A 22,504-nucleotide genomic window follows, 5' to 3' on the forward strand; every position below is an offset into this window, starting at 1 on the left:
TTTCGGTTTAATCCGAACGTACATTCCGCGATTATCCGAACACTTTTAAGCGAACTCCGAAATCAGCGTTCGGAATAGCGAAAACCGCGTTCGGAATGCCCGAAATCCTTCCTTTTTCTCTTTTAAATCAATAGCTCGCTATTCTTTACTTCTTAAACAAGAACGTAAGGAAGCGACAATGGCTAAAAAGAGAACTCCAATGAACAAAATCAAAGAGATATTACGCCTTAAGTACGAGTGTGGGTTGTCCTACCGTAGTATTGCTAGTTGTCTCAATGTCAGCCTTGCAACAGTCTCAGAGCTTGTCGCTCGCTTTAAGCAAAGTCAGATAGGCTGGCCTCTCCCAGAAGGTTGCAGTGATACGGACCTTACCAAAGCCCTATATCATTCGAAGCAAGCCAGTCGAGACAAGGTTATGCCAGACTTCGCTCAGTACGCTGTCGAACTCAAACGTAAAGGCATGACAAAGATGTTATTGTGGCAGGAGTACCATGAGCAATATCAAGAGCAAGCTTACGCTTACACTCAGTTCTGCGAGCACTTCACTCGTTGGTTCAAAACCCAAAAGCGCAGTATGCGTCAGCTCCATGTTGCAGGTGATAAGCTGTTTATCGATTACTGTGGGCCTCGGCTTCAAGTGGTCAACCCTGATACAGGTGAAGTGCGCGAAGCAGAAGTGTTCGTAGCAAGCTTAGGCGCGTCCAACTACACCTATGTGGAAGCCTTCCCCAGCCAAGGGAAGTCTTACTGGTTAGAGGCGCATGCCAATGCCTTCGAGCACTTCGGTGGCGTCCCCCATCTCTTGGTTCCCGATAATCTACGCAGCGCGGTCAGCAAACCTAACCGTTATGAACCGAGGCTTAATGAAAGCTATCAAAAACTGGCAAATCATTATCAAACTGCCGTGATGCCAGCTCGCCCCTACAAACCGAAAGACAAAGCCAAAGCAGAAAATGCCGTCCTCCTAGTGGAACGTTGGATCATGATGCGACTTCGCCATCAAACCTTCCATACCTTTAAAGAGCTGAACCTCGCCATCCGTGAGCTTATGAATGACTTAAACGAACGTGAGATGAAGCAGTATGGTGCGAGCCGCAAAGCACTGTTCGACAAACTCGATAAACCCGCGTTAAAGCCCCTTCCTAAACAGCGATATCTCTATACCGAAACCAAGCGAGCCAAAGTTGGGCCTGATTATCACATCGAATATCGCCGTCACTACTACTCGGTTCCCCATCAACTGGTTGGCCACCATGTCGAGCTGGAAGCCTCCAACCGTCTGGTGCAGATCTACCACCAAGGTAACTTGATCGCTCAACATCCACGCAGCCAAAGGGAACGTGGAAACAGCACTCAACCAGAGCACATGCCGAGTAACCATCAACATCAAAAGTGGTCGCCTGGACGCTTGCTCAACTGGGGAGCCAATATCGGCCCAGCCACCCGAGAAGTCGTCAATAAGATGCTGAACGCCAAACCTCATCCAGAGCAGGCCTATCGTTCCTGTCTTGGGCTGCTCAATCTGAGTAAAACCTATGGCGAGTCGCGCCTAGAACAAGCCTGTAAAGATGCATTGATGCTGACAAAACCCAATTACACCTTCGTCAACAATCTACTCAAGAACAATCGTGAGGGGCACCTGAGTAAAGATAAAGCGAATACGCCGAACCTTGTTCACAGCAATGTTCGTGGCCCGAACTGTTATCACTAGGAGAAAGGATATGAACGCACTGAATGACCAACTCAAAACCCTGCGCTTAAGTCATGCGGCGAAAGCGTTAGAGCAGCAACAAGAGCAACTGACCACCTACGCAGAGCTGGACTTCGAGGAGAGGTTAAGCCTACTTCTGGAAAGTGAAATCTTGAATCGCAATCAAACCAAAATCCAACGCCTGAAACGACAAGCCAAGCTGAGAGTGGATGCTCAGCCGAGCCAACTTATTTACAAGGAGGGACGAAACCTCAACCGCAAGCAGATGAGCGAACTGCTAACGGGTGGCTATCTGCACAAGCACCAGAACATCTTGATCACAGGCCCAACAGGCGCAGGTAAAACGTATCTTGGTTGCGCACTGGCAACCAGCGCCTGCGACCAACAGCAAACGGTCAGATACTACCGATTAACTCGCTTGCTCGATGACCTGACCGCAGGTCGTCTGGATGGTAGTTATCAAAAACAACTTCAGTCGCTGGCTAAGAAAGGCTTACTACTCCTCGACGACTGGGGGATGGAAAAACTGACTCAAGAGCATGCTGGTCACTTGTTAGAAGTACTTGAAGATCGTTACCAAAACAGCAGCACAATCGTCATCAGCCAGTTACCAGTAAAAGAATGGTACAACATGATCGGCAACGCCACTGTCGCTGACGCTCTAATGGATCGTCTAGTTCACAATAGTCATCGAATAGAACTGGGAGGAGAATCAATGAGAAAACTGGCGCAATCCGAACACTTAGAGTAAAAATAGGGAAAGAGAAAAAGTGCTGGTTAAGGTGTTCGGAATAAACCGAAACAAGCGTTCGCAATCACCGAAATACGCATTACCATCTTTTGTGGCCTGCAACTAGCGTGTTTTGCAATACGTCGACAGACACACTTAACCATCTATCAATTGCTTTTTACTAACTTCACTGTGCTGACTTACCAGATTATTAACAATACGGGCATCGAATCATTTTCTGCTCAAATGACTCGATTCGTCTCTATTTCTATCGCTATAGTTCTAGGGGTACTGGTTCTCAATTTATTTAGATCAGAGCAAGAGGTGAAATAACTGCAGCCTCTCTTTCTTAAACTAAAGCGGCTGAGCGATATGAGCTTTCTCATTGAACGAAGCTTGAATAAGTAAAAAAGCATCGATTTTATAATCACATACAGAAGATTACTCCCTCCCAATAAACATTAACGTCCAATCAGAAGAGAAGAATTTTTCAAGTAAAAAACAAGACTCGAATTGAGTCTTGTTTATAAATGTGGTCTGGATGAATACGGTTATGGCGTCGCTTTAAAATCGCGGATTAGCTTCTCCCGATACGCCGTAACAACCCTCATGATAGAGTCTTTTACATCCCCAATTTGCTTAGAGGGTTGACACCAAAGGCCAAAACCAAACTTAACGCCTTCTAGTAATTCACAGACTTCAACGGGCTCTATATCATTATTAGAAAATTCCGAATGAGCCAGCGTTCTAGGAAGAACCGCCCACCCTAGCCCTGCTTCAACCATTTTTACAACAAGAGCCAACTGATCGACTTCTTCATGATTCGAACTGACGATAACTTTTTCACCCATTCCTTCTTCAATGAAAGATCGCAACACAAATTGCTTGCTATTCCTCAACGCAGTTAACACTCGGTCGGGTGCCATAGAAGCCAGTTCACCACCTTTCTGGACAAAGGGAACAAATTCAAAGTGACCTAAAAACGTCGAGTCTAGACTGTGTATTGCACGGCTATCATGCACATTGACAATACCGAACTGGTACTTACCAGTCGCTAAACCTTCTTTGATCTCGTTACGGTTACGAACAAAAAAGTTAACTCGCATCATCGGAAAATCTGCCGCTAATTGAACACGAAGTAACACCAGTAAACGATGTGGGATGGCACTAGAATAGGCAATGCTGACACTCTCTAAGCCACCATGAGCAAGGCTCAATGCGACTTTGTCGAACGTACGGGCTTGTTCAATTGTTTGCTTTGCATAGTGGTAAAGAAGGCGAGCATCTTCAGTGGGTTCTACGGAACGGCCAACCCGATTAAACAAGCTCACAGCAAGTAAATCTTCTAAATTCGTAATAACCTGCCCGATGGTTGTTCTGTGCTTATTCAATTTTACAGCAGCCTTGCTAAACGAAAGCTCCTCGTAAACAGCAACGAATGCCAATAGTTGTTCAAGACTAAAATTCATAGGTTTTCTTATATCTTAGGGCTACATGACTAAACTATCACAAGTTATTGAGAATGCTAGCTCGGAAGAGCGACGGTTGACCCGAGGCTTTTATCTTCATCATTAGATACGTAGTTATTCCGCACGTAAATGCGAAAACTTATCGCACTCACACTCCCCTTAAAGCACGTTCGACATTAGATGTAACTCATTACGAACTCTCTAAAAAATACATTGATGGATTTGATCCTACAAAAGCGATTATTACATTTGTAGGATTTCTCTTATCTTTGCATTCATCAAATAAATAGAGAAAAGCACCATGAACTCAATGCCACATGAGCTTGTGTGGGGTGAAGTTTACTTCCCACCCTTGCTGCTGGTTATTGCATTGGCTTACATGCTCACCATTTTGGTTGGAACCGTTGCGACAAAATTAGGGGTACACAAATACGTTGCGTTTCCAGCACTTGCAGAGCTGAGCCTAATTGTGATTTTTACTGGCGTTATTGGTCGATTCATAACCATCTTTTGAGGCAAATTCCGTGATAAAACGTTATCTAATCACATTTTTATTACTGTGTTCCGCTGGCACTGTGATTTTCAGTTACTACCAATCATACTCAAACAATCCTTGGACTAGAGATGGTCATGTCAGCGCGTACATTGTGTCTATAACGCCCCGTGTAACCGGGCAAGTCATCAAGGTGTATGTTGAAGACAACTCCCAAGTTAATGCGGGCGACTTACTGTTTGAGATTGACCCAAGCATTTATAAAGCGTCTTACCACAAAGCCCAGGCGGCTCAAAAGCAAGCCATTGCGTTGTTAGCGAAAGCCAAAAATGAAGAACAACGTGCACTGGAACTAGAAAAGCGTACACCTGGCGCGGTATCGGTGCTGACGTTGAACAATTTGAACAACGCCGTAGAGACAGCAATCGCAAACGTGGAGCTGGCGAAAGCAAACGTCGAAGAAGCAAAACTGAACCTTGATTACACCAAGGTGTACGCTCCAACAAATGGTTACATCACCAATTTTAATCTGCGCACCGGCTCCCAAGTTGTCGCAAACTCACCAGTTGTAGCATTAATTGATGAAGACAGCTTTTGGAGCGAAGGCTATTTCAAAGAAACGGATTTAGTTGGTGTTGATCCACAAGATAAAGCATACGTAACCTTAATGATGCACGACGAAATGGTGCTAGAAGGCAAAATCAAGAGCATTGGTTACGGCATCGCGAAGCAAGACGGTAGTACAGGTAACGACCTTCTGCCTAATGTGAACCCTAACTTTCAGTGGATACGCTTAGCTCAACGCATTCCAATTAAAGTGAAATTAGACAACTTACCAAAAGATTTTCAACTACGCGTCGGTATGACGGCATCCATCAAAATCATCAAACAATAAATGCGGTGAAATGTATGTTTAATGCCTCAACCAAAGAAGCAATAAAAGCTGCACTGTCTATCGTTATCGCAATCTGCCTCGCCTTATGGTTTCAATGGGAGAAACCCTATTGGGCAGCGATCGCCGTCGCGGTAATGGCATTAAATGAAAGCTTCGCTCACTCGATAAACAAAGGTCATAATCGCCTAGTGGGAACCCTACTGGGCATTGGCTATGCCTTTTTCCTAATCACAGCATTTTCTCAAGATCGCTTTTTGTTCCTGACTTTTTTTACCCTATTTTTAGGTGTATGCATTTTCATGTCGAGCGACGAAAAGTACGGTGATGTGTTCTCCATAGGCTTTGCTGTGTGCTCTATCATCGCTTGTATGGGAGGGTTTGATAGTCAAGTGACGTTCCATTTCGCAGTACTTCGAATGCAGGAAACTATCCTTGGCATCATTACCTTCTCCGTTGTTTATCGTTTGGTTTGGCCAGTGAATACTGAAGAGAATTTCATTCAACGCTTTGAGAACAGCCGTGAGGTGTTGCTTAAAGCTATGGACAAACCAAATGACATTGATATTGATGCGCTTGAAACCAACACAGCAAACATTGAGAAGATGTGCCAACTACTGGGATTACCGCTCACGGGCAGTTACCACCTCAAAGAACATCGAAAACTGTGGCATCAGCGCCTCGAAGAGATGAAACGTATTCAAGAACGATTACTTGAACAAGTGGAAAAGCCTCACTGTGATGATATTGACTGGAAACCTGTGGCTCAAAACCTGACGCTATTTGATATCGCTCAGCCAACCACGCATCTAATTGGCCGTACCTTATTGACTGAACAAGTGAACCAAAAACATCTTGGCATCGTGAACACCGGACTTTCATACAGCACTTGAAAGAAGACCGCAGAAAGGTTTTACAAGGAATATCGATGTTTATCACCTCGTTATTGGTTTGGATTTATCTCCCTGTACCAGGTGGGTTTATCTTCCCTATGTTGGCCGGTGTCTTTTCATCAATAGTACCTACAATGCCTCCTAGCGTTGTTAAAGATGCCTTCTTTGGCGTTTTGGGAACAGGTTCAGTGATACTGCTGCAATACATCTTCTTGATGCCAATGATGACTGAGCTATGGCAACTAGGGTTATTTTATTTCATCAATATTATTTTGATTTGGGAGGTATTTTCTACACCACAGCTGATGATCCATAGAGTCTTAGGCGTCAATTTATTGGTGGTATTAACCTCAGGCGCACTTAACTTGACCCCGGAGTATCGTATCGAAACACCTTTACTCATGCTGGTAAACATCATGCTCATTTTGATGATCGCCAAGTTATTTAATGACCTGTTTCATCCCCGCGTAACCGCTTAAACAAGCAATTAAACTTAATAAGGAAATGCTTTGAACAATGGGTTAGATCAAATTACGTAATGGCAAATAACACTGCCCGAAAAGGTAAAAATTAAAGACCAAACCAACACACTTTGAACAGGAAACATATGAAATATCAGCAGTGGGAATACTTTAATATCACGAAGTGAGAATAATATTTGAGGTTGAAGATCCCAACATGTAGCTAAAGATGCGCCTCTTTTGAGCCGAGGATGCTTGATCAAATACTCAGCATAGGATGAATAAACAGTCCACAACCCTAACAGCCCAAATAACTCGATGATAGAAATAACTTCCAGACTAAATGGCAATAGTGAAGGCCCACCAATGAGCAAGATAATTGCGAAGATCCACATCTTATTTTTCATTACACATCCTTGTTGCTGATTTACGCTTATGTATTACCAATAACAACACCAAGTAAAAGCTGTTGGCCATAAAAACGCAACCCAACGTTGAATTGCTCATTTCAAGCGTTGAGGTTTTCTCTTATACAAATATTTCCACCCACTAGCGCTCACTGAATGCCACTTTACTCGCTAGACTGATAAGTAGAATACCTGAAACACCTTCAAGAGTTCTTGAATAACGCTGAGAGTGTGGACGACTAAATACCCAATTACCCACAGATGCGTACAAAACGTTACATGTCGTCGCAAGTACGCTGAACAGCAAGCCAAGTAGTAATAATTGCATTGATGTTGAGCTTGCAGACGTATCAATAAATTGAGGCAGAAACGAGAGAAAGAATAGCGCTACTTTTGGATTCAAGACGCTGACGATAACCCCCTGAACAAACACATTTTTATTATTATCAACATTTTTGTTTTCAACGATTTTACTTTCTCCACGCCACATGGACAGTAACGACTGAACACCTAAATAAACTAGGTAAGCGGCTCCTAACCATTTAACAACGCTAAAAGCCAAAGCTGAACTCAGAATTATTGCTGACAAACCTAAACATGCTGCTAGTGTATGAAAAAAGTAACCAACACCAAGCCCCAAAGCCGCTTTCAGCCCAGCAGATAACTTACCTTTCATTGTATTGGAAACAATATAAATTACATCAGGTCCAGGAATCATGTTGATAGCGAGACAAGCGACAACAAATAGTAATAGTGAATTTGAATCCATTCTTTTCTCCAGGTTAACGTCTTGCGGGATAACATTTCATCGAACTACAAGTAATGCAACGTCTAGGTTTCCGTTAGTTGTCAAGGCGTTGACCGTAGTTCATTAACGTGCCTGCCATCGCAGGCCCGGGGCTAGCTATAGCTGATACGACAATCAGTGAATAATTTATTCCTTCCATTTTTACTCTAAGCCTCCACATGAAGTTTTATCAACCCTTATCGCGGAATACTCTATTGAATGTACATCAGAAGCGTAATCCTGATTAAAGCACCAAGTGTCACGAATCAAGCTGGGGATTCTCTGATATTTTACTGCTCCAAAATAACATCAAATCCACCATAAATGAGACGCTTTCCATCAAAGGGCATTGGGTTATTCTCAGGACTCATTCGAGGATCACCCATGATCCGCTGCCACCCTGAGTCTCGCACTTCTTTTGAAGGCCAGACTACCCATGAAAACACAACGGTTTCGTTGCTTTCAGCTTTAACTGCCATGGGAAATGATGTGATCTCACCGTCTGGTACTTCGCTTCCCCACGTATCAATAACCTTTAAGGCCCCAAACTCCCTAAACATTTCTGCTGCTATTTTTGCGTGTGCGATATACTTTTCTTTATTCGCTGTCGGTACTGCAGCGACAAACCCATCAATGTATGACATAAGTAAACTCCTTTCATTGGAGTTATAACCATAGCTCAATAAAAAGTATGCACATGATGCCAAATCATAGAAGCAGGTACGTAATACAGCTTGAGAGCTACATTCCTAGCTTGGACTTTATATGCATATTTGAAAGGTATGTGTTTGGATCTAGCTTAGTTAGCGTATTTATAATTTCCAAAACGCTCGAATACTCAATACGTTCCTCTTCTGCATGCCCGATCCCACCTATTGTAAAGTGAGTAAAGCGGTAATCACGATAAACGTTTTGAAGCTGGCTAGAAATATCTTTGAGTAATCTTTTACTGAGGCTGAATGCAGGGTACTCACTATTTTCTGAAAGCTCTGCTGTAGATCCAATAGATACAATATTGCATTTATCGTTAAGTGAACCTAAAGCGTTAAGTTCATTGACTAAATTAAGATACCCAATCGGGCCAACATTCATAAACTCAATCAGTTCGTTTGTTGTCAATTTTGAAGACTCTCCCCACATCGACGCCAAATAAACTATGATGTCAAACTTTACACCTTTGAAGCACGTGTAATCTGGTTTTTTCTCCGGACTAACATCAATACGAACAGAAGCTACTCCATCCTCAACTAGCTTTGATCTCAGAAATAGTATAAGTTTCTGTACCCTGTAAGTTCGTAGCCAAGAACCTTCCTAGACCCTTACTACCTCCAACAATTAAAATCTGCATAACCCTGTTCCTTGGTTAAGATTGTCTTTCATATTGTCCGCCAAACTGTTCATTAGGCATCACTTTAACGTTTCTATTGCCCTACTTAGTTCTATCTTCAATTTCATCGAATGGTTCAACTGAAATACGCTCTGCAATTTCACTCATCTTCTTCATTTTTTCTGGGTTACTAGTTCCCCAAAACCGCTCCCAGTCTTCGCGTGTTCGCCACTTCGCAATAGTTAAAACCTTTTGGTACCTTATAAGAATGGAGCATAAAATAAACCTTGAGCAAAAAATACTTAAGGGTTGAGGCTCGGGTTTAAAAAATTTATTATTTACGCGCTTACACTATACACCATGATATCTACCAGCTTAAACTCAGTAACCTCCTCACAAAACTCTGGGTCGCCCCAAAGCTCACTGAGATTGTAGTTTAGGTGGACGTGGGCCAAAGTATCTAAGCAGGTTGTAAGAAAACGCTTTCACCTAACCTATGCACTGAAAACGCTAAGCGTTGGGAATCGCTCTTAAATGCTTTGTTGGCTTAACATAGGCTTAGGATTACTTTTTACTTTCTAAGCTTTTTAGCCTTGATCTGTACGCAGAATGAAAACCAACGAAGAAGAATGCATTCGTAGCCACTAGAGCCAGTCCAGCAATCTCGGGCAAATTGTAGCCAGTTATCATTGAAAGAATATAGTACTGAGCACATGCAGCCATAACACACACAGATAATGGACGAAGAAAAGTAACGCTCGGCGATAACTTTTCTTCAGATAACCTATATAGCATCAATAATACATGTGAAAAATGAACCGTCGATAATAATAATATTATTATTAGCATTAAAACTAGCATCACAAATCTTCCGCTTGAAGTAGACATCTGCGAAGAAATTCCTTCTACGCACCTTTTGCATTTAAAAGAGACTGTTTGTTATAACTCTGATTTTGCCTTTGAGTATAGCTTATGCACGACTTCCAAATTAGAGAAATCTATACAATAAGCTATCTCTATCACGCAACCATTCTTGGACTTCGGACTCCTAATATTTGGTTGCAATACGAGAAGAAAGAGCAAAATTTTTGAACAATTGCTCATCACTTTGGAAGACTAAAGGGCTTGCGCTGAGCCCAAAACTAAAAACAGCAACAGAAATAACGCTGACTAGTTTTCATAGGTTCGTCCCCCTTTGCTTCTAAGAAATCATGATTCAGCTGACAAAAAAGTTATAACACTCGCTAGAGTGGTGAGTAACACTAGCACACAACTTAATTCGACCACAGTAAACACAAAAGCAGAAGAAACCCAAAAACGCTAAGTATTGCGAATCACTCTTAAATGCTTTGTTATGTGAGTTCTAATTTACTGTATTTAAAGCTAATGTAGATTAAACTCCGTTCAGTAACTATTATGAGGCGCAGACTATGGAAAGTTTTCACAGCGATTACAGAAAAGAGTTATGACTTAGGGCAAGGCGCATGACTACTGTACGATTTGTCGAGAGCACGGAAAACTGACCAGAGAAAATATTGTACCTCAAGGTTGCGGTAATGTTGAAGACAAAATAATCGTTAAAGTTACCAGAGTACCTAGGAACTTCTGAGAAACCCAAAGGAACCCCTCTCAAGGCGGTATTCACTTTAGAACTGTTTGTGGAAAATGTAATAGCCTACTTGGAAGCAAATACGGCGGAGAGCTAATTGATTTCCGCAACTACATTGCTGAGCATCTTAGCAACCTAACTTTTGAGTATTCATTTAATAGAACGACCTACCGTCCGCATAAAACCTTAAAGTTAGCCAAAGCTTTCGTTGATCATTTGTTGGCAGCCACTAGCGTATTCAGACAGGCCACACGATCCTCTGTACACTGAGTTAGCCGAGTTTTTACTTAATGAAGCAGCCCCACTACCTGAAGATGTTGATATTTATTATTGGCTGTATCCATACAAACCGATAAAGATGCTTCGCTCTATTAGATCAATGAACATTCACAACCTGAGCTTTCGAGTTGCAGGAGATATATTAAAATTCTATCCGATAGCTTTTGGTATCTTTCGACTCTAAACCAACCTCAGACTATGGTTCAACAAAACTCAATTTCAGCTCAATTGATCGATGATGCTGTTGGTGTTGAAGTATCATATATAAATGCATAAGTGCGCTTAGACTAGATTTCTCAGAAAAACCTGGAGAAAATGAGGTACTACTAATGAATAATGAAATTTGCACCGTGGCTATTTAGCTGCAATAGTACATAACGCCGCGTTAAGGGGTGAGCAACGCTATCACCAAGCCTAAGCCATTGCACCGTAAACACAAAACCCAACCTTGAACTGAAATACCAAGCGTTGGGAATTACTCTTAAATGCTTTGTTAGCTGACTGCTAGCACTAGCTCAATCTCTCACTCTTATGACTTCCAACCTTTCAATGAGTGCGTCAGCCATCGACTTCAATTTATCTGGCTTTTTTCTAGAGTAAGATTTCATTGTTGCTAATACATCAACTCTTAGCTTTTCTAACTGATTGCTCTCATCACCTGTATGGTCTGTGAACACCATCCCTTCTAACTCATTTAATCATTTGTTAAAGGACTCAGGGTTTTCAGATAGTAAAAGTAAAGTATTCTGGGGCTCAATTTTTAACGCAACCAGCAATAAGGGCAAACTTCTCCAGAAATAGCTCCGTCTCTACGCTTCCAAATTTCTACCAAAGAAAAAAGTGCAGGAACCATTTCCAAAGCTTCTTTTTTCAAGGTTTGATTCTATAGATTGGTAGTTTTCTATCATCCAGTTATGTAAGAGACTCACCTCTTGGTTTTTTGCATACATTGGCAGTGAGAAAAAAACAGACATCATAAGAATTATTATATTCCTTATCATTGTTGCAGCTCCAACTGGTTAGATATATTTATGGTGATTTTTTATAGTTCGCAATTTCAGAAATATTTCTTTCAAAGCCAATTTGCTACTACCTACATAGTAATGTGATTTGGCTACTTTCCCCCATGTTTTACCAGGCATCAAACAGCCGAGAGTGTCTTGATGATAATTTCCGGCATGGATTAGAATGAATGACCTACCCGGAACATTTTGTAGTTCATATACATTAGGATACCTAGGTGAACTATAAGACAATAATTTGTATGTGCCTGCTTTGATTCTTTTGTCAGAGCCCTCCGTCATAGATTCTGGTCCTGCGGACTCAAGCACAAACCAACTTTTACTTACTCCTTCGATAGTCAACTTACCTAAAGTTGTCTCTCGCATTTGCTTTGTACAGTTTAGATTTAATTTAGCTTCATCTAACTTTTTCATTGTTCTGTACCTTACTATCACATCAATGAAATTAACAGAACAGTGTTATTACAACAGGTGTGTTTCATTATTAATGGAGGAATCGCTAACTTACATGAAATTGAGTGTTACGTTTTTTACACCAACTTTAGTGTAGACAGATAACACCCGCTTAAGTGGTGAGCAACGTTACCACAGCACTCAACCATTACACCGTAAACACTAAAACCAACGCATAGTAAAAATGCCACGCGTGCCGAACCACTATTGAACAATTTGTTATGTTTATTATCACCCGCCAGTACATTACCGTAAATGAGCCGAACCATTTTGCGGGCCACAAATTTAGCTTTTACCTGCTGCAAAAAAAGCAGAAAACCCCATAAATACAAAGGATATGAAGAGTGAAAACATAGAATATCGAATGACAGTAAACAACCAAGAACTACTTTTAGGATACTTCGAGATATTTTCGCTACTTCTTACGTAATTAAAGAGAAGCACACTAGCCCCCTGTGTCAGGCTAGTTGTCACTGTTAAAAAATAACCAATTAAAGGGGCGGTGACAGAGGAAATATGTCTCGTTACTCACAAGAAAGAAAAGAAGCTGTATTGAAAAAGTTGTTACCCCCGCACTCTCGCTCTGTAGCCGAAGTAGCAAAAGAAGAAGGCATCAGTGATGCGACGCTGTATTATTGGCGCAAACAACTTCGAGAATCAGGAGCCGTTGTGCCAAACAGTCATATTCCTTCAGAGCATTGGTCCGCGCAAACTAAGTTAGCCATTGTCGCTGCGACGTTTTCTATGACAGAAAATGAATTAAGCCAGTACTGCCGTGAAAACGGGTTGTACCCAGAAGAAGTCCAGCAGTGGCGCAGCGAATGTATGCAGGGGTTCATGTCATCGAAGGAGCGTGAAGCCGAGGCAAAGAAACAAGCTAAAGCCGATAAGCATGAAATCAAAGAATTAAAAAAAGAGCTTCGCTTTAAAGAGAAAGCATTAGCGGAAACGGCAGCCTTGTTGGTGCTAAGAAAAAAGCTGAGGGCCTTTTACGGGGAAGAGCCAGAGGACGACTAACCTCAACCGAAGAAAGGCAAAATATCGTTACGCTTATCCATGAGGCATGTCAGAGCGGCAGTCGCTTAGAGCGTGCGTGCAATGAAGCTGAGATAGATTTACGGACTTACCGTCGCTGGTATCAGCGCGGAAAGATACAAGCTGATGAGCGACCAACGTCGATAAGACCTGAGCCTGTTAATAAGCTCTCAGAGCAAGAGCGGCAAGATATTATTGATATTAGTAATGCGCCCGAGTATGCCAGTTTGCCGCCAAGCCAAATAGTGCCAACACTGCTGGATAAAGGTCGGTATATTGCCTCTGAAGCCAGCTTTTATCGCGTATTAAAAGCGGCAGGACAACTTAACCGTAGAGGCCGTCAACGTAGCCGTAAAAAATCATCAACACCAACAAGCTACACAGCGACAGGTCCAAATCAGGTATTTACTTGGGATATTACGTATCTACCTTCAGGTGTTCGTGGACAACATTATTACCTTTACCTCATTGAAGACATCTACAGTCGAAAAGTTGTTGGGTATGATGTCTATGACCGAGAGTGCGGAGAGATGGCATCTCAACTACTTCAGCGCACGCTGATGCGAGAGCAATGCTTCAATCAAGCATTGGTGCTGCACTCAGATAATGGTGCGCCAATGAAGTCGTTGACGTTCAAGGCAAAAATGGAGGAGCTTGGCATTACTTCATCTTACAGTCGTCCTCGAGTGAGCGACGACAATCCGTATGTAGAGTCACTGTTCCGAACGCTTAAATATGTTCCGAGCTGGCCATCAAAAGGGTTCGAAAGCCTTGAACGAAGCCGTTCTTGGGTAGAAAGCTTCGTAATCTGGTACAACACGGAGCATAAACATAGTCGGCTGAATTACGTGACACCTTCAGAGCGACATAGTGGAAAGGATACAGAGATTTTAAAGAAAAGAGCTAAGGTGTTGATGGCACATCGCCAAGCAAAACCAGAACGTTGGTCAGGTAAAATACGCAACTGCGAACCAATCGGAGAAGTTCACCTGAACCCAGAAAAAGAAGCTGCTTGATAATTAATCAAGTAGTGACAACTAGCTTGAAAAACGCCGCTAGGAAAAGAAACAAACAAACGTAGATCGTTTTATATCTACTCGGGTCTAGTATTTCCATCTGTAACCCGAGGAAAATACTACTCCCAAGGAGCATTATCATTGAAGATATGAGCACTAGAAAAGCCGCAAATGCTAGCAACTAATACACATCCATGAACTCTCCTTTTCCACAATAATCATTTAAATATTAACTATAGTTTTCTATACTCGACTAAGAAACATAACGCCGCGGTTAGGGGTGAGCAACGCAATACAAAAGCTTCCGTATACCACCTTAAACACTAAAACAAACGCATTGTAAAAATGCCACGCGTTGCGAATCACTCTTAAACAGTTTGTTATAACTCTGATTTTGCCTTAGTCAATAGCTTATGAACGTCTTCTGAGTTCGCGAAGTCTAAACAATATGCCAATTCTATTGCACTACCACTTTTTGATTTATAAGAGTCAATATTCTTATTGCTCAATAATTCACTGAGCTCAAAAAATGCATCTAAAGGCAAATTAGAAAACTCTCTGTAGCCTTGCATTGCCTTTACCGCATCTTTGGCCACATCGGAGCCCTTGTAATAAGTCGCAATACAAGAAGAAAGCGCATATTTTTTAAATAACTGCTCATCACTTTGAGTGCTCAATGGACTTGCGCTTAATCCCACGCTAAAAGTTGCAACAAATATAGTGCTGACTAATCTTCTAGTTTCCATAAGTACGCCTTCTTTGCTTGTGGGAAGTAACAACTATCCGTACACCTTGAGCCAGTCCAAATACTTGCATGCCCTGATGCATCTAGTCAAGTATCCACATCAACGACCAATATACCTTTGTAGTCAGCCAACTTATTCGCGTTAGGATTTTCAATTACAACCTCAGGTTCACCAAACTTTTGATGCAAGAAGCTGATCAAATCCCTGACTCTGTAGATATACCAATTTCCCTGTCCACCAGATACAGTTTTATTTTTAATGTAAGGAACCTTAAAACCAGCATAATTAAGTGCATATGACATCCGAATTACACATGCATTTTCAAAACGGCCCTGCTCTGGTGTTAGCACATTGATATTGTGATTCACTTTACCACCAATTATTGTACCAACGTCCGATACATCTCGGTTAACCTTTGCAAAAGCCACTTTCATTTTTAGTAAGCTAGGACGTGCTGCCACTTAAAAACCTCCCCATCAATTGTTTGAACGAAAAGGTCTCACAAAATAAGCAACCATACTAACAACAAGTTAATTGTTCTTGAGGCTCTTCAAGATCAAAGGTGTAACAATAAAACTGACAAAAGAGTTATACCGCCTTGTTAAGGTGTGAGGTACGCAATACCGAAGCCTCCGCATAACACCTTAATCACTAAAAACAACGCATAGTAGAAATGCCACGCGTTGCGAATCCCTCTTGAACAGTTTGTATGGATAATAAGTACTCCAATCGGGTAAGGTGAGACCCAGACTTTAGCTGCAACTAAAGTTCTTCTATCTGGTAGTTCGATTGAACGATGGCTCCTCAATTGAGAGACCGGTAACAAGTACGAACGCCAGATAGAACTCCAAGCACCACACTCGAATAGTCTTCTGGGTCTCGAGCCCGCATTTGCAAGCAAGAGTTAGCTTATTATGAATACAAACACACTTCAAAACATTAATGTCGGCGTTGATACTGGTAAGTCACAATTAGACATCTACATCCGACCACTCGATATTTACTTCACTGTCCCGAACACCGAAAAAGGCATCAGCGATGCCATAAAAACCATTAAGAAACACAAACCTCAACGTGTCGTCATCGAAGCTACAGGTCGATTAGAAATGCCTTTTATACTCGCCTGTGACAAAGCCAAATTACCTTATGTTATTGCCAACCCACTACGTATTAAAAGGTTTGCTGGTGCCATTGGTCAACGAGCTAAGAACGACCGTTTAGATGCCGCTCTCATCGCACATTATGCCGAACGTGTTCAGCCAGAACTGACCAAACTAAAAAGCGAAAACATACGCCTTATGAGTGACTTAGTCACAAGGCGTAACCAGCTACTCACCATGCAAACCATGGAAAGAAACCGACTACAAATATTACCTAAGAATATCTCGTCTACGATTACCCCTATCCTTACCGCCCTGAAAAATCAGATTGAAAAAGTAGAAGCAAAGATAGCGAAACTGATTGAGAGTTGTCCTGAGTATCAAGCCAAAAATACTATTCTCCAAAGCATGCCTGGTGTTGGTAAAGTCCTTGCTGCCTCCCTAATTAGTAATGTACCCGAGCTGGGCTTTATCACTAACAAACAAGCTTCTTCTCTCATTGGTGTCGCACCAATAACAAGAGAAAGTGGCCGCTTTAAAGGTAAGCGGCTGATACAAGGAGGGCGGTCTCAAGTTAGGACCGTTATGTATATGGCGATGATGTCGGCTATCCAATGCAACCCTGTTTTCAAAGCAACTTATGAACGACTACTTACGGCAGGAAAACCGAAAAAAGTTGCCATTGTTGCCTGCATGAGAAAGATGGTTGTTATCTTAAATTCAATGCTAAGAGATGGTGTTATGTGGGATACAGATAGCCTCAAAAATTAACTATTGACGCCATAGTCTCTTGTTATACGCATGGACGTTTAAGCCAAAATTCTACGACAAGCCCTACTTTGAAACCATGATCTTTATGTGCTTTGATGCATTTAAGTCAGGCTTAGACTTACAGCGACTTGCCACTGAAACCACTTGGAACAGACCGCGCCGCAGAAAACGGACTAGCAACACCAAAAGTACTTTTGGAAAGACAATTTCACAATGAGGTCTTTCCACAAACTCACTGGAACCACGTGAACTCACCACGCCAGAGAAAGCGCACTTTCAGCAAGTAAATCGGCTTTTAGAAAGGCAAAATCACAGAGCTGAATTTCAGCCAAAAGCTCAGCCTGGGCTGACCCAAAACAATCATCACCAAAGAAGAAAACCATCGATAAACGGCAGGCCAACACTGAGCCAGGAACTAAGGAAAATTAAGATTGAAACCGGGATTTCTGGACACCCAAACACCAAAACTCAGCGCTGAAAACTGCAATTTTTGACCTGAATTTTTAGGCTTTCTTCATATAGCGTATAACGCCCAATTAAGGTGTGAAGCACGCGACCACAACACTTAATTTAACCACCGAAAACATTGAACTTGACCCACACTAAAAATGCCAAGCGTGCTGAATCACTCTTAAATTGTTTGTTATGTATATTTTTGTGTATGCTTTCGGATAAACCGCCTAAAATCTGCGGTAGAACCAAAATAGTTAGGGTAAGCTTTTTGGAGACTTTTAGCATTTTTAGCTGACAGGAGTACACAAACTAGTACATCAGGATCTTTTTCACATTTATTCAGTTCCTTCAATGCGTTAGGAGTCTGATCGAGTTTAAATGTCTCCACTCCAACTTCAAGCTTGAAAGTATTTTTGCCAGTAAATTTAGCAGAAGATAGAGAATTCGAGTGCAAAGTTACTAAGCACATACCGATATTTTTTGGTGATTTAAGCTCTTTTAGCCCACGAGTAGTTGCTTGTATACCCAGTGAAAAGTTTGATAGTTTTCTCTTAACGTCCAACGTCACTTCAAGTTCATGAAGCCTTTTTTCCAAAATCTCGACTTCTGTATTATCCAATACACATGCTTTTTCATCATGCGCTACTAGCTTGCCTGCAATTGCAAAAAACTCTCGCCAAATAGGGTGGCCTCCCATGCTCGTTTTGAGCTCAATCTGTTCAAGTGTATCAATTATTTCAAGACTTGTAGCCCAAGCATGTTGCAACTGAGTTCTTAGTTGCACTTCAACTTTTGTTTTCTTCCAGCTATGGTTATCTTCTGCGTCATCAAAACAACTATAGACGAGATGGATACCACCATATCCACTTTCCTTTGGAGTTAAATAGTCGGAAGTATGAATAATTTTATGAACTGAGCGGCTTTTTACCAATAATGCCTGAAGCTCTTTAAGTTGTTTCAGATTTTTGACTATCGCTCTACAACCACCGATGTCTTGCATACGTGTAAATTTTATAGCGTTATCACTTTTTCCATCTAATGACGGGCGTTCCAACTTGTTGATGATGGTAGGTAAGCGTTTCAACCGGCGCGCAACAAGTATTTCATCCGAGACTCTGTTAGACGTTCTAACCAAATGATTTTTCATTAACATTAGAGGGTAAGCATGAAGCTCTCGATAATTTTGGATTTTGTTTATTGCATCTTCCCTTGCTGCTCCTTCACACCCATGGCGAATATCTCTAGCAGCCTTGTCTATTGATTTTTTTGAATAACGAAGGGTTACCTTCTGATTTTCATATGCTTGACTTGCCATATACCTCTCCAAATATACATAACGCCCAATTAAGGTGTGAAGCACGCGACCACGGCACTTCATTTGACCACCGTAAACACTGAGTCAAACCCAAACCAAAAATGCCAAGCGGGCTGAATCACTCTTAAATTGTTTGTTAGTTGCCTGTCCAATTTACTGATTTTAGGACAGTTTAGACTTTGCGAACACAAAATCCACGTACTTTGATGCCGTTAAGTCAGGCGTAGTCTCAAAGCGGCTAGTCACTGAAACCACTTGGAACATACAACGTCGCAGAAAACGGACTAACAACACCAAAAATCTCTTTTGGAAAGACAATCTCACAATGCGGACTTTCAACAAAATCGCTGAAACCACGTGAACTCACCACGCCAGAGAAAGCGCCTTTTCAGCAAGTAAATATGCTTTTGAAACGGGAAACTCACCGAGCAGTTTTTCAGCGAAAAATGGCCGTCCTTCTAACCTAAAATCTGCAACACCAAAGAACAAATCAACGGTGCAGTAATGCCAAATTTGGATCTTAGCTGAAATATCCAACACTGGATTTTGCAAAAAACTCATTTAACTCTGCGCTTTTACCGCTAGATTTTGGAATTTAACTGCGTTTTTCCTCATGGCAACTAACGCTTTCTATACGGCAATTTGCCTCCTTTCTGGCAAGCTACCGCCCTCTTTCTGATCAAAAGCGCTATAAATCGTAGCACCTATATGCATGAAACAAATAGAAAAACAGTATGAATATGTGTGGTCGCACGCGCAATTAGACGGCGCAATGCACGCTAATTACAAAAGAGCTGATAGATTGAAGGGTCTGTATAAATAAACAGGTCAATTTTATCATGAAAAGTCAGTTTTTACTTAGTGTAAAAGAGCACATGCTTACTCGTCATTATGCGAATAAAACCATCGAAAGTTATCTATTTTGGATAAAACGCTTTATCACTTTCCACCAGCTTGCACACCCTTCGACACTAGCAGAAGATGATGTCGTTCAGTTCCTGAGTTACTTAGCGGTAAAAGAAAAAGTTGCGGTAAAAACGCAAGCTTTGGCACTGAACTCAATATCATTTTTATATCGTGATTATTTCAAAACTCCACTATCACTTGATATGAGATTTCAGAAATCTCTGACCGAAAAGAAACTTCCCGTTGTGTTAACTAGGGAGGAGATCCGACGATTCGTTCAACATATCGACCCGAGGTATAAACTCCATATTCAGTTGCTCTATGGCTCCGGGCTTCGAGTTATGGAATGTTTACGCTTAAGAGTTCAAGACATCGATTATGATTATGGTGCAGTTCGCGTTTGGCAAGGAAAAGGAGGTAAAAATCGTACAGTCACATTAGCCAAAGAACTGCATGAACCACTCAAAGCTCAAGTTAATTTAGCAAGAAACTATTACTTTAAAGATAGGCACATGCCTGGTTATGCGGGCGTATACATCTCTGAAGGTTTACGACGTAAATACCCAAAAGCGGAGCTAGATTTTAACTGGCACTTTTTGTTTCCATCAACAAAGTTAAGCGCAGATCGAGACACTGGTGAATTGAGAAGGCATCATATCAATGAAAGTGCAATACAAAGAGCAGTAAAGCGCGCGGCAAGCGACGCAAGCATTGAGAAAACTGTAACTTGCCATACACTAAGACACAGTTTTGCCACGCATTTATTAGAATCTGGCGCAGACATTAGAACTGTACAGGAACAATTAGGGCATACTGATGTAAAAACCACCCAGATTTATACTCACGTTATCGAGCGCGGGGCTGGCGGCGTGTTGAGTCCATTATCCAGCCTTTAGAAAAACAAAGCCACCTCGAAAAGGTGGCTTTGCTGTATAACTCGCTATTGACGAACACCGAGTTTCACATTGCCTTTTGAATCAAACCAAAGCGCTTGTGAACGGCGACGTCCAATCAATATTGGACCATCATCATAAAAGAGAAAGTTCTTCCAATGCTTTTTAAAAATCGACCATTTAGTTTCGATGACATTGTACTTCTCGTAGCAAAAGTAAACGGTCACATCGTCTTGCCAATCGATATGTGCTTCTACTTCCGCTGGCATATCCGGATCATCTAACTCCCACGCAGCCATCCAATCAACGACTTCCGACCAATTCGCCTCATTCATTGGCCAATCTTGGGAGCTAAGTCGATCCATATCAGGGCTTTGAGCACTAATATTTTCTTTCCAAAATTGTGCTGAACGAGCTTGGCTCATCGGCTTAATAAAAGCCAAATCTTCTTCTGGCACAGGCATCGACTGATGCGTAAAAATCCATTTTCTTTGGTATTCATCCAAAGGCAAATAAGACATTCAGTCTCCTTTATTACGATTTCAGCCAACCTTTCTCTGTGGCTTCTTCTATCAACTCTTTCGCTTTGCCCCATAAGGTAACAGAGCCAAATTCAATTCGTTTATTAATGGTAAGTGCTTGTTCACGAGAAACGCCATGCTCCTTCCAACTCTGACCATTATTATGGTAGTTCAAGAGCATTGGAATTAACCGATCGAGTGCTTTTGCATACTTAGCATCATCGGTCTGCGCGGCTTCAAATTCATGCCAAAGCGCCAATAACTCTTGCTCCTGATCGCTGGGTAACATACCAAACAAGCGTTCTGCCGCTCTAATTTCTTTTTCTACTTGCTCTTGAGACGCGGCAGTATCATAAACAAAGGTATCCCCCGCGTCGATCTCTACTACGTCATGTATCAATAACATTTTCATCACTCGGCAAACATCTACTGGTGCATTCGCATGCTCTTCCATCAATATTGCCATCAGTGTGACATGCCAACTATGCTCACCACTATTTTCGAGACGCCCTTCAGCACTTTTAACTCGGGTTCGGCGCAAAATACTTTTGAGTTTATCGAGCTCGATTACAAGTGCTAATTGCTTTTCCAATCGCTCCATACTATCGCCCTTCTGGTTGCCAATTCGGATTAATAAGTGACGTTAGAACGTGGTCTTGCCATTCACCATTAATCAAAAGGTAATCTTTTGCATACCCTTCTCGGTTGAACCCTACATGCTCTAGCACAGCTTCACTACGTTTGTTGTGAGGCATGTAGCCGGCTTGAATACGATGTAACTTCTGCACGTTAAACATGTAGTCGCAAGCCATGGTTAATCCACGACGCATATAACCATGCCCTTGCGCTTTTTCAGCGAGAGAGTATCCGACGTTACAAGAATAAAAAGGGAAAAGACTCAAATTACTAAAGGATATCGTACCTAGCATTTCACCCGAAGAGGCTCTGACCAAGAGGCAATAATACCCCAACCCCATTCGATGCAGCTCATTGAGCTTGATAAGCTTTTGCAACCAACCGTTCACTGAGAAAAAGCCTCTTCACGTTTCGGCTCAAACGGTTTCAGGTATTCTCGATTCGCTTGAAAATACTCGGCAATCATATCTGCGTCACCGATTTCAGCGGTACGCAGAAGCAAGTCACCGTCCAACTTATGAACGGCGATAGATGAGCTGTTATCTTCCATTACAAATGATTAATTCCGTCTTTTCGTTC

Annotated in this window: 19 protein-coding genes and 2 pseudogenes; 8 read left to right on the forward strand and 13 right to left on the reverse strand. The window is 41.8% G+C overall.

Annotated features, from left to right (window positions below; all coding sequences use genetic code 11):
* Positions 1 to 178: 178 nt before the first annotated feature.
* Entirely contained in the window at positions 179 to 1,711 is a 1,533-nt protein-coding gene (gene istA, locus P4S59_RS08860) for an IS21 family transposase (RefSeq protein WP_337167981.1), read from the forward strand.
* Positions 1,712 to 1,721: 10 nt separating this feature from the next.
* Positions 1,722 to 2,462, forward strand: coding sequence for an IS21-like element ISVch3 family helper ATPase IstB (istB, locus tag P4S59_RS08865; RefSeq protein ID WP_238131037.1), 741 nt, complete (start codon positions 1,722 to 1,724; stop codon positions 2,460 to 2,462).
* Between the two features lie 530 nt (positions 2,463 to 2,992).
* Here istB and P4S59_RS08870 read toward each other — a convergent pair.
* On the reverse strand, positions 2,993 to 3,910 hold the full coding sequence (locus P4S59_RS08870) for a LysR family transcriptional regulator (protein WP_104974041.1): 918 nt from the start codon (positions 3,908 to 3,910) through the stop codon (positions 2,993 to 2,995).
* A 301-nt stretch (positions 3,911 to 4,211) separates the two neighbouring features.
* Between P4S59_RS08870 and P4S59_RS08875 the strand changes: the two genes are divergently transcribed.
* From P4S59_RS08875 to P4S59_RS08885, 3 genes and pseudogenes are all read left to right on the forward strand, one after another.
* Complete coding sequence (locus P4S59_RS08875) at positions 4,212 to 4,424, forward strand: DUF1656 domain-containing protein (protein WP_048626481.1); 213 nt, start codon at positions 4,212 to 4,214, stop codon at positions 4,422 to 4,424.
* A 10-nt stretch (positions 4,425 to 4,434) separates the two neighbouring features.
* Positions 4,435 to 5,298 (forward strand): HlyD family secretion protein, encoded by an 864-nt coding sequence (locus tag P4S59_RS08880; RefSeq protein ID WP_337168259.1) that lies wholly within the window; start codon positions 4,435 to 4,437, stop codon positions 5,296 to 5,298.
* A 14-nt stretch (positions 5,299 to 5,312) separates the two neighbouring features.
* Positions 5,313 to 6,667: pseudogene (locus P4S59_RS08885) on the forward strand (FUSC family protein).
* Between the two features lie 47 nt (positions 6,668 to 6,714).
* Here the strand turns inward: P4S59_RS08885 and P4S59_RS08890 are convergent.
* The 5 genes from P4S59_RS08890 to P4S59_RS08910 form a co-directional block, all read right to left on the reverse strand.
* The gene (locus P4S59_RS08890; RefSeq protein WP_074191397.1) at positions 6,715 to 7,056 is read right to left on the reverse strand and encodes a hypothetical protein; all 342 of its coding nucleotides are present in this window, start codon (positions 7,054 to 7,056) and stop codon (positions 6,715 to 6,717) included.
* A gap of 142 nt (positions 7,057 to 7,198) precedes the next feature.
* On the reverse strand, positions 7,199 to 7,825 hold the full coding sequence (locus P4S59_RS08895) for a LysE family translocator (protein ID WP_337168260.1): 627 nt from the start codon (positions 7,823 to 7,825) through the stop codon (positions 7,199 to 7,201).
* 308 nt (positions 7,826 to 8,133) lie between these two features.
* Positions 8,134 to 8,487, reverse strand: a complete 354-nt coding sequence (locus P4S59_RS08900; protein WP_256951783.1) for a DUF1428 domain-containing protein — start codon at positions 8,485 to 8,487, stop codon at positions 8,134 to 8,136.
* 97 nt (positions 8,488 to 8,584) lie between these two features.
* Positions 8,585 to 8,962 carry a hypothetical protein gene (locus tag P4S59_RS08905; RefSeq protein ID WP_242446605.1) on the reverse strand — a complete coding sequence of 126 codons (378 nt, stop codon included), beginning with the start codon at positions 8,960 to 8,962 and terminating at the stop codon, positions 8,585 to 8,587.
* Positions 8,963 to 12,077: 3,115 nt separating this feature from the next.
* Complete coding sequence (locus P4S59_RS08910) at positions 12,078 to 12,494, reverse strand: DUF5675 family protein (RefSeq protein WP_256895171.1); 417 nt, start codon at positions 12,492 to 12,494, stop codon at positions 12,078 to 12,080.
* 555 nt (positions 12,495 to 13,049) lie between these two features.
* Here P4S59_RS08910 and P4S59_RS08920 point away from each other — a divergent pair.
* Positions 13,050 to 14,584 (forward strand): IS3 family transposase gene (locus P4S59_RS08920; protein ID WP_411913204.1). Its coding sequence is split into 2 segments (ribosomal slippage): positions 13,050 to 13,503 and positions 13,503 to 14,584, totalling 1,536 coding nucleotides; the frame shifts between segments, so codons are not numbered across the junction.
* Between the two features lie 380 nt (positions 14,585 to 14,964).
* Here P4S59_RS08920 and P4S59_RS08925 read toward each other — a convergent pair.
* Together P4S59_RS08925 and P4S59_RS08930 are read right to left on the reverse strand one after the other, a co-directional pair.
* The gene (locus P4S59_RS08925; protein ID WP_124009215.1) at positions 14,965 to 15,330 is read right to left on the reverse strand and encodes a T6SS amidase immunity protein Tai4 family protein; all 366 of its coding nucleotides are present in this window, start codon (positions 15,328 to 15,330) and stop codon (positions 14,965 to 14,967) included.
* An 86-nt stretch (positions 15,331 to 15,416) separates the two neighbouring features.
* Entirely contained in the window at positions 15,417 to 15,791 is a 375-nt protein-coding gene (locus P4S59_RS08930) for a T6SS effector amidase Tae4 family protein (RefSeq protein ID WP_337168261.1), read from the reverse strand.
* 453 nt (positions 15,792 to 16,244) lie between these two features.
* On the opposite strand from P4S59_RS08930, the gene P4S59_RS08935 reads away from it, so the two are divergent.
* Positions 16,245 to 17,201: an IS110 family transposase gene (locus P4S59_RS08935; protein WP_033906599.1), complete on the forward strand. Its 957-nt coding sequence runs from the start codon at positions 16,245 to 16,247 to the stop codon at positions 17,199 to 17,201.
* Between the two features lie 643 nt (positions 17,202 to 17,844).
* Here P4S59_RS08935 and P4S59_RS08940 read toward each other — a convergent pair.
* Positions 17,845 to 18,969 (reverse strand): RelA/SpoT domain-containing protein, encoded by a 1,125-nt coding sequence (locus tag P4S59_RS08940; protein WP_318304762.1) that lies wholly within the window; start codon positions 18,967 to 18,969, stop codon positions 17,845 to 17,847.
* A 363-nt stretch (positions 18,970 to 19,332) separates the two neighbouring features.
* The gene (locus P4S59_RS08945) at positions 19,333 to 19,530 is read right to left on the reverse strand and encodes a hypothetical protein (protein WP_337168262.1); all 198 of its coding nucleotides are present in this window, start codon (positions 19,528 to 19,530) and stop codon (positions 19,333 to 19,335) included.
* Positions 19,531 to 19,808: 278 nt separating this feature from the next.
* On the opposite strand from P4S59_RS08945, the gene P4S59_RS08950 reads away from it, so the two are divergent.
* Positions 19,809 to 20,771 carry an integron integrase gene (locus tag P4S59_RS08950; protein WP_258632826.1) on the forward strand — a complete coding sequence of 321 codons (963 nt, stop codon included), beginning with the start codon at positions 19,809 to 19,811 and terminating at the stop codon, positions 20,769 to 20,771.
* Between the two features lie 44 nt (positions 20,772 to 20,815).
* Here the strand turns inward: P4S59_RS08950 and P4S59_RS08955 are convergent, their stop codons facing one another.
* From P4S59_RS08955 to rimJ, 3 genes and pseudogenes are all read right to left on the reverse strand, one after another.
* Complete coding sequence (locus P4S59_RS08955; RefSeq protein ID WP_012841656.1) at positions 20,816 to 21,289, reverse strand: DUF2947 domain-containing protein; 474 nt, start codon at positions 21,287 to 21,289, stop codon at positions 20,816 to 20,818.
* Positions 21,290 to 21,302: 13 nt separating this feature from the next.
* Positions 21,303 to 21,890, reverse strand: coding sequence for an HD domain-containing protein (locus tag P4S59_RS08960; protein ID WP_337168263.1), 588 nt, complete (start codon positions 21,888 to 21,890; stop codon positions 21,303 to 21,305).
* Position 21,891: 1 nt separating this feature from the next.
* Positions 21,892 to 22,475 (reverse strand): annotated as a pseudogene (rimJ, locus tag P4S59_RS08965) (ribosomal protein S5-alanine N-acetyltransferase).
* Positions 22,476 to 22,504: the final 29 nt, after the last annotated feature.

The organism is Vibrio sp. M60_M70 (genome assembly GCF_037162085.1).
Taxonomy (GTDB): Bacteria; Pseudomonadota; Gammaproteobacteria; order Enterobacterales; family Vibrionaceae; genus Vibrio; species Vibrio diabolicus.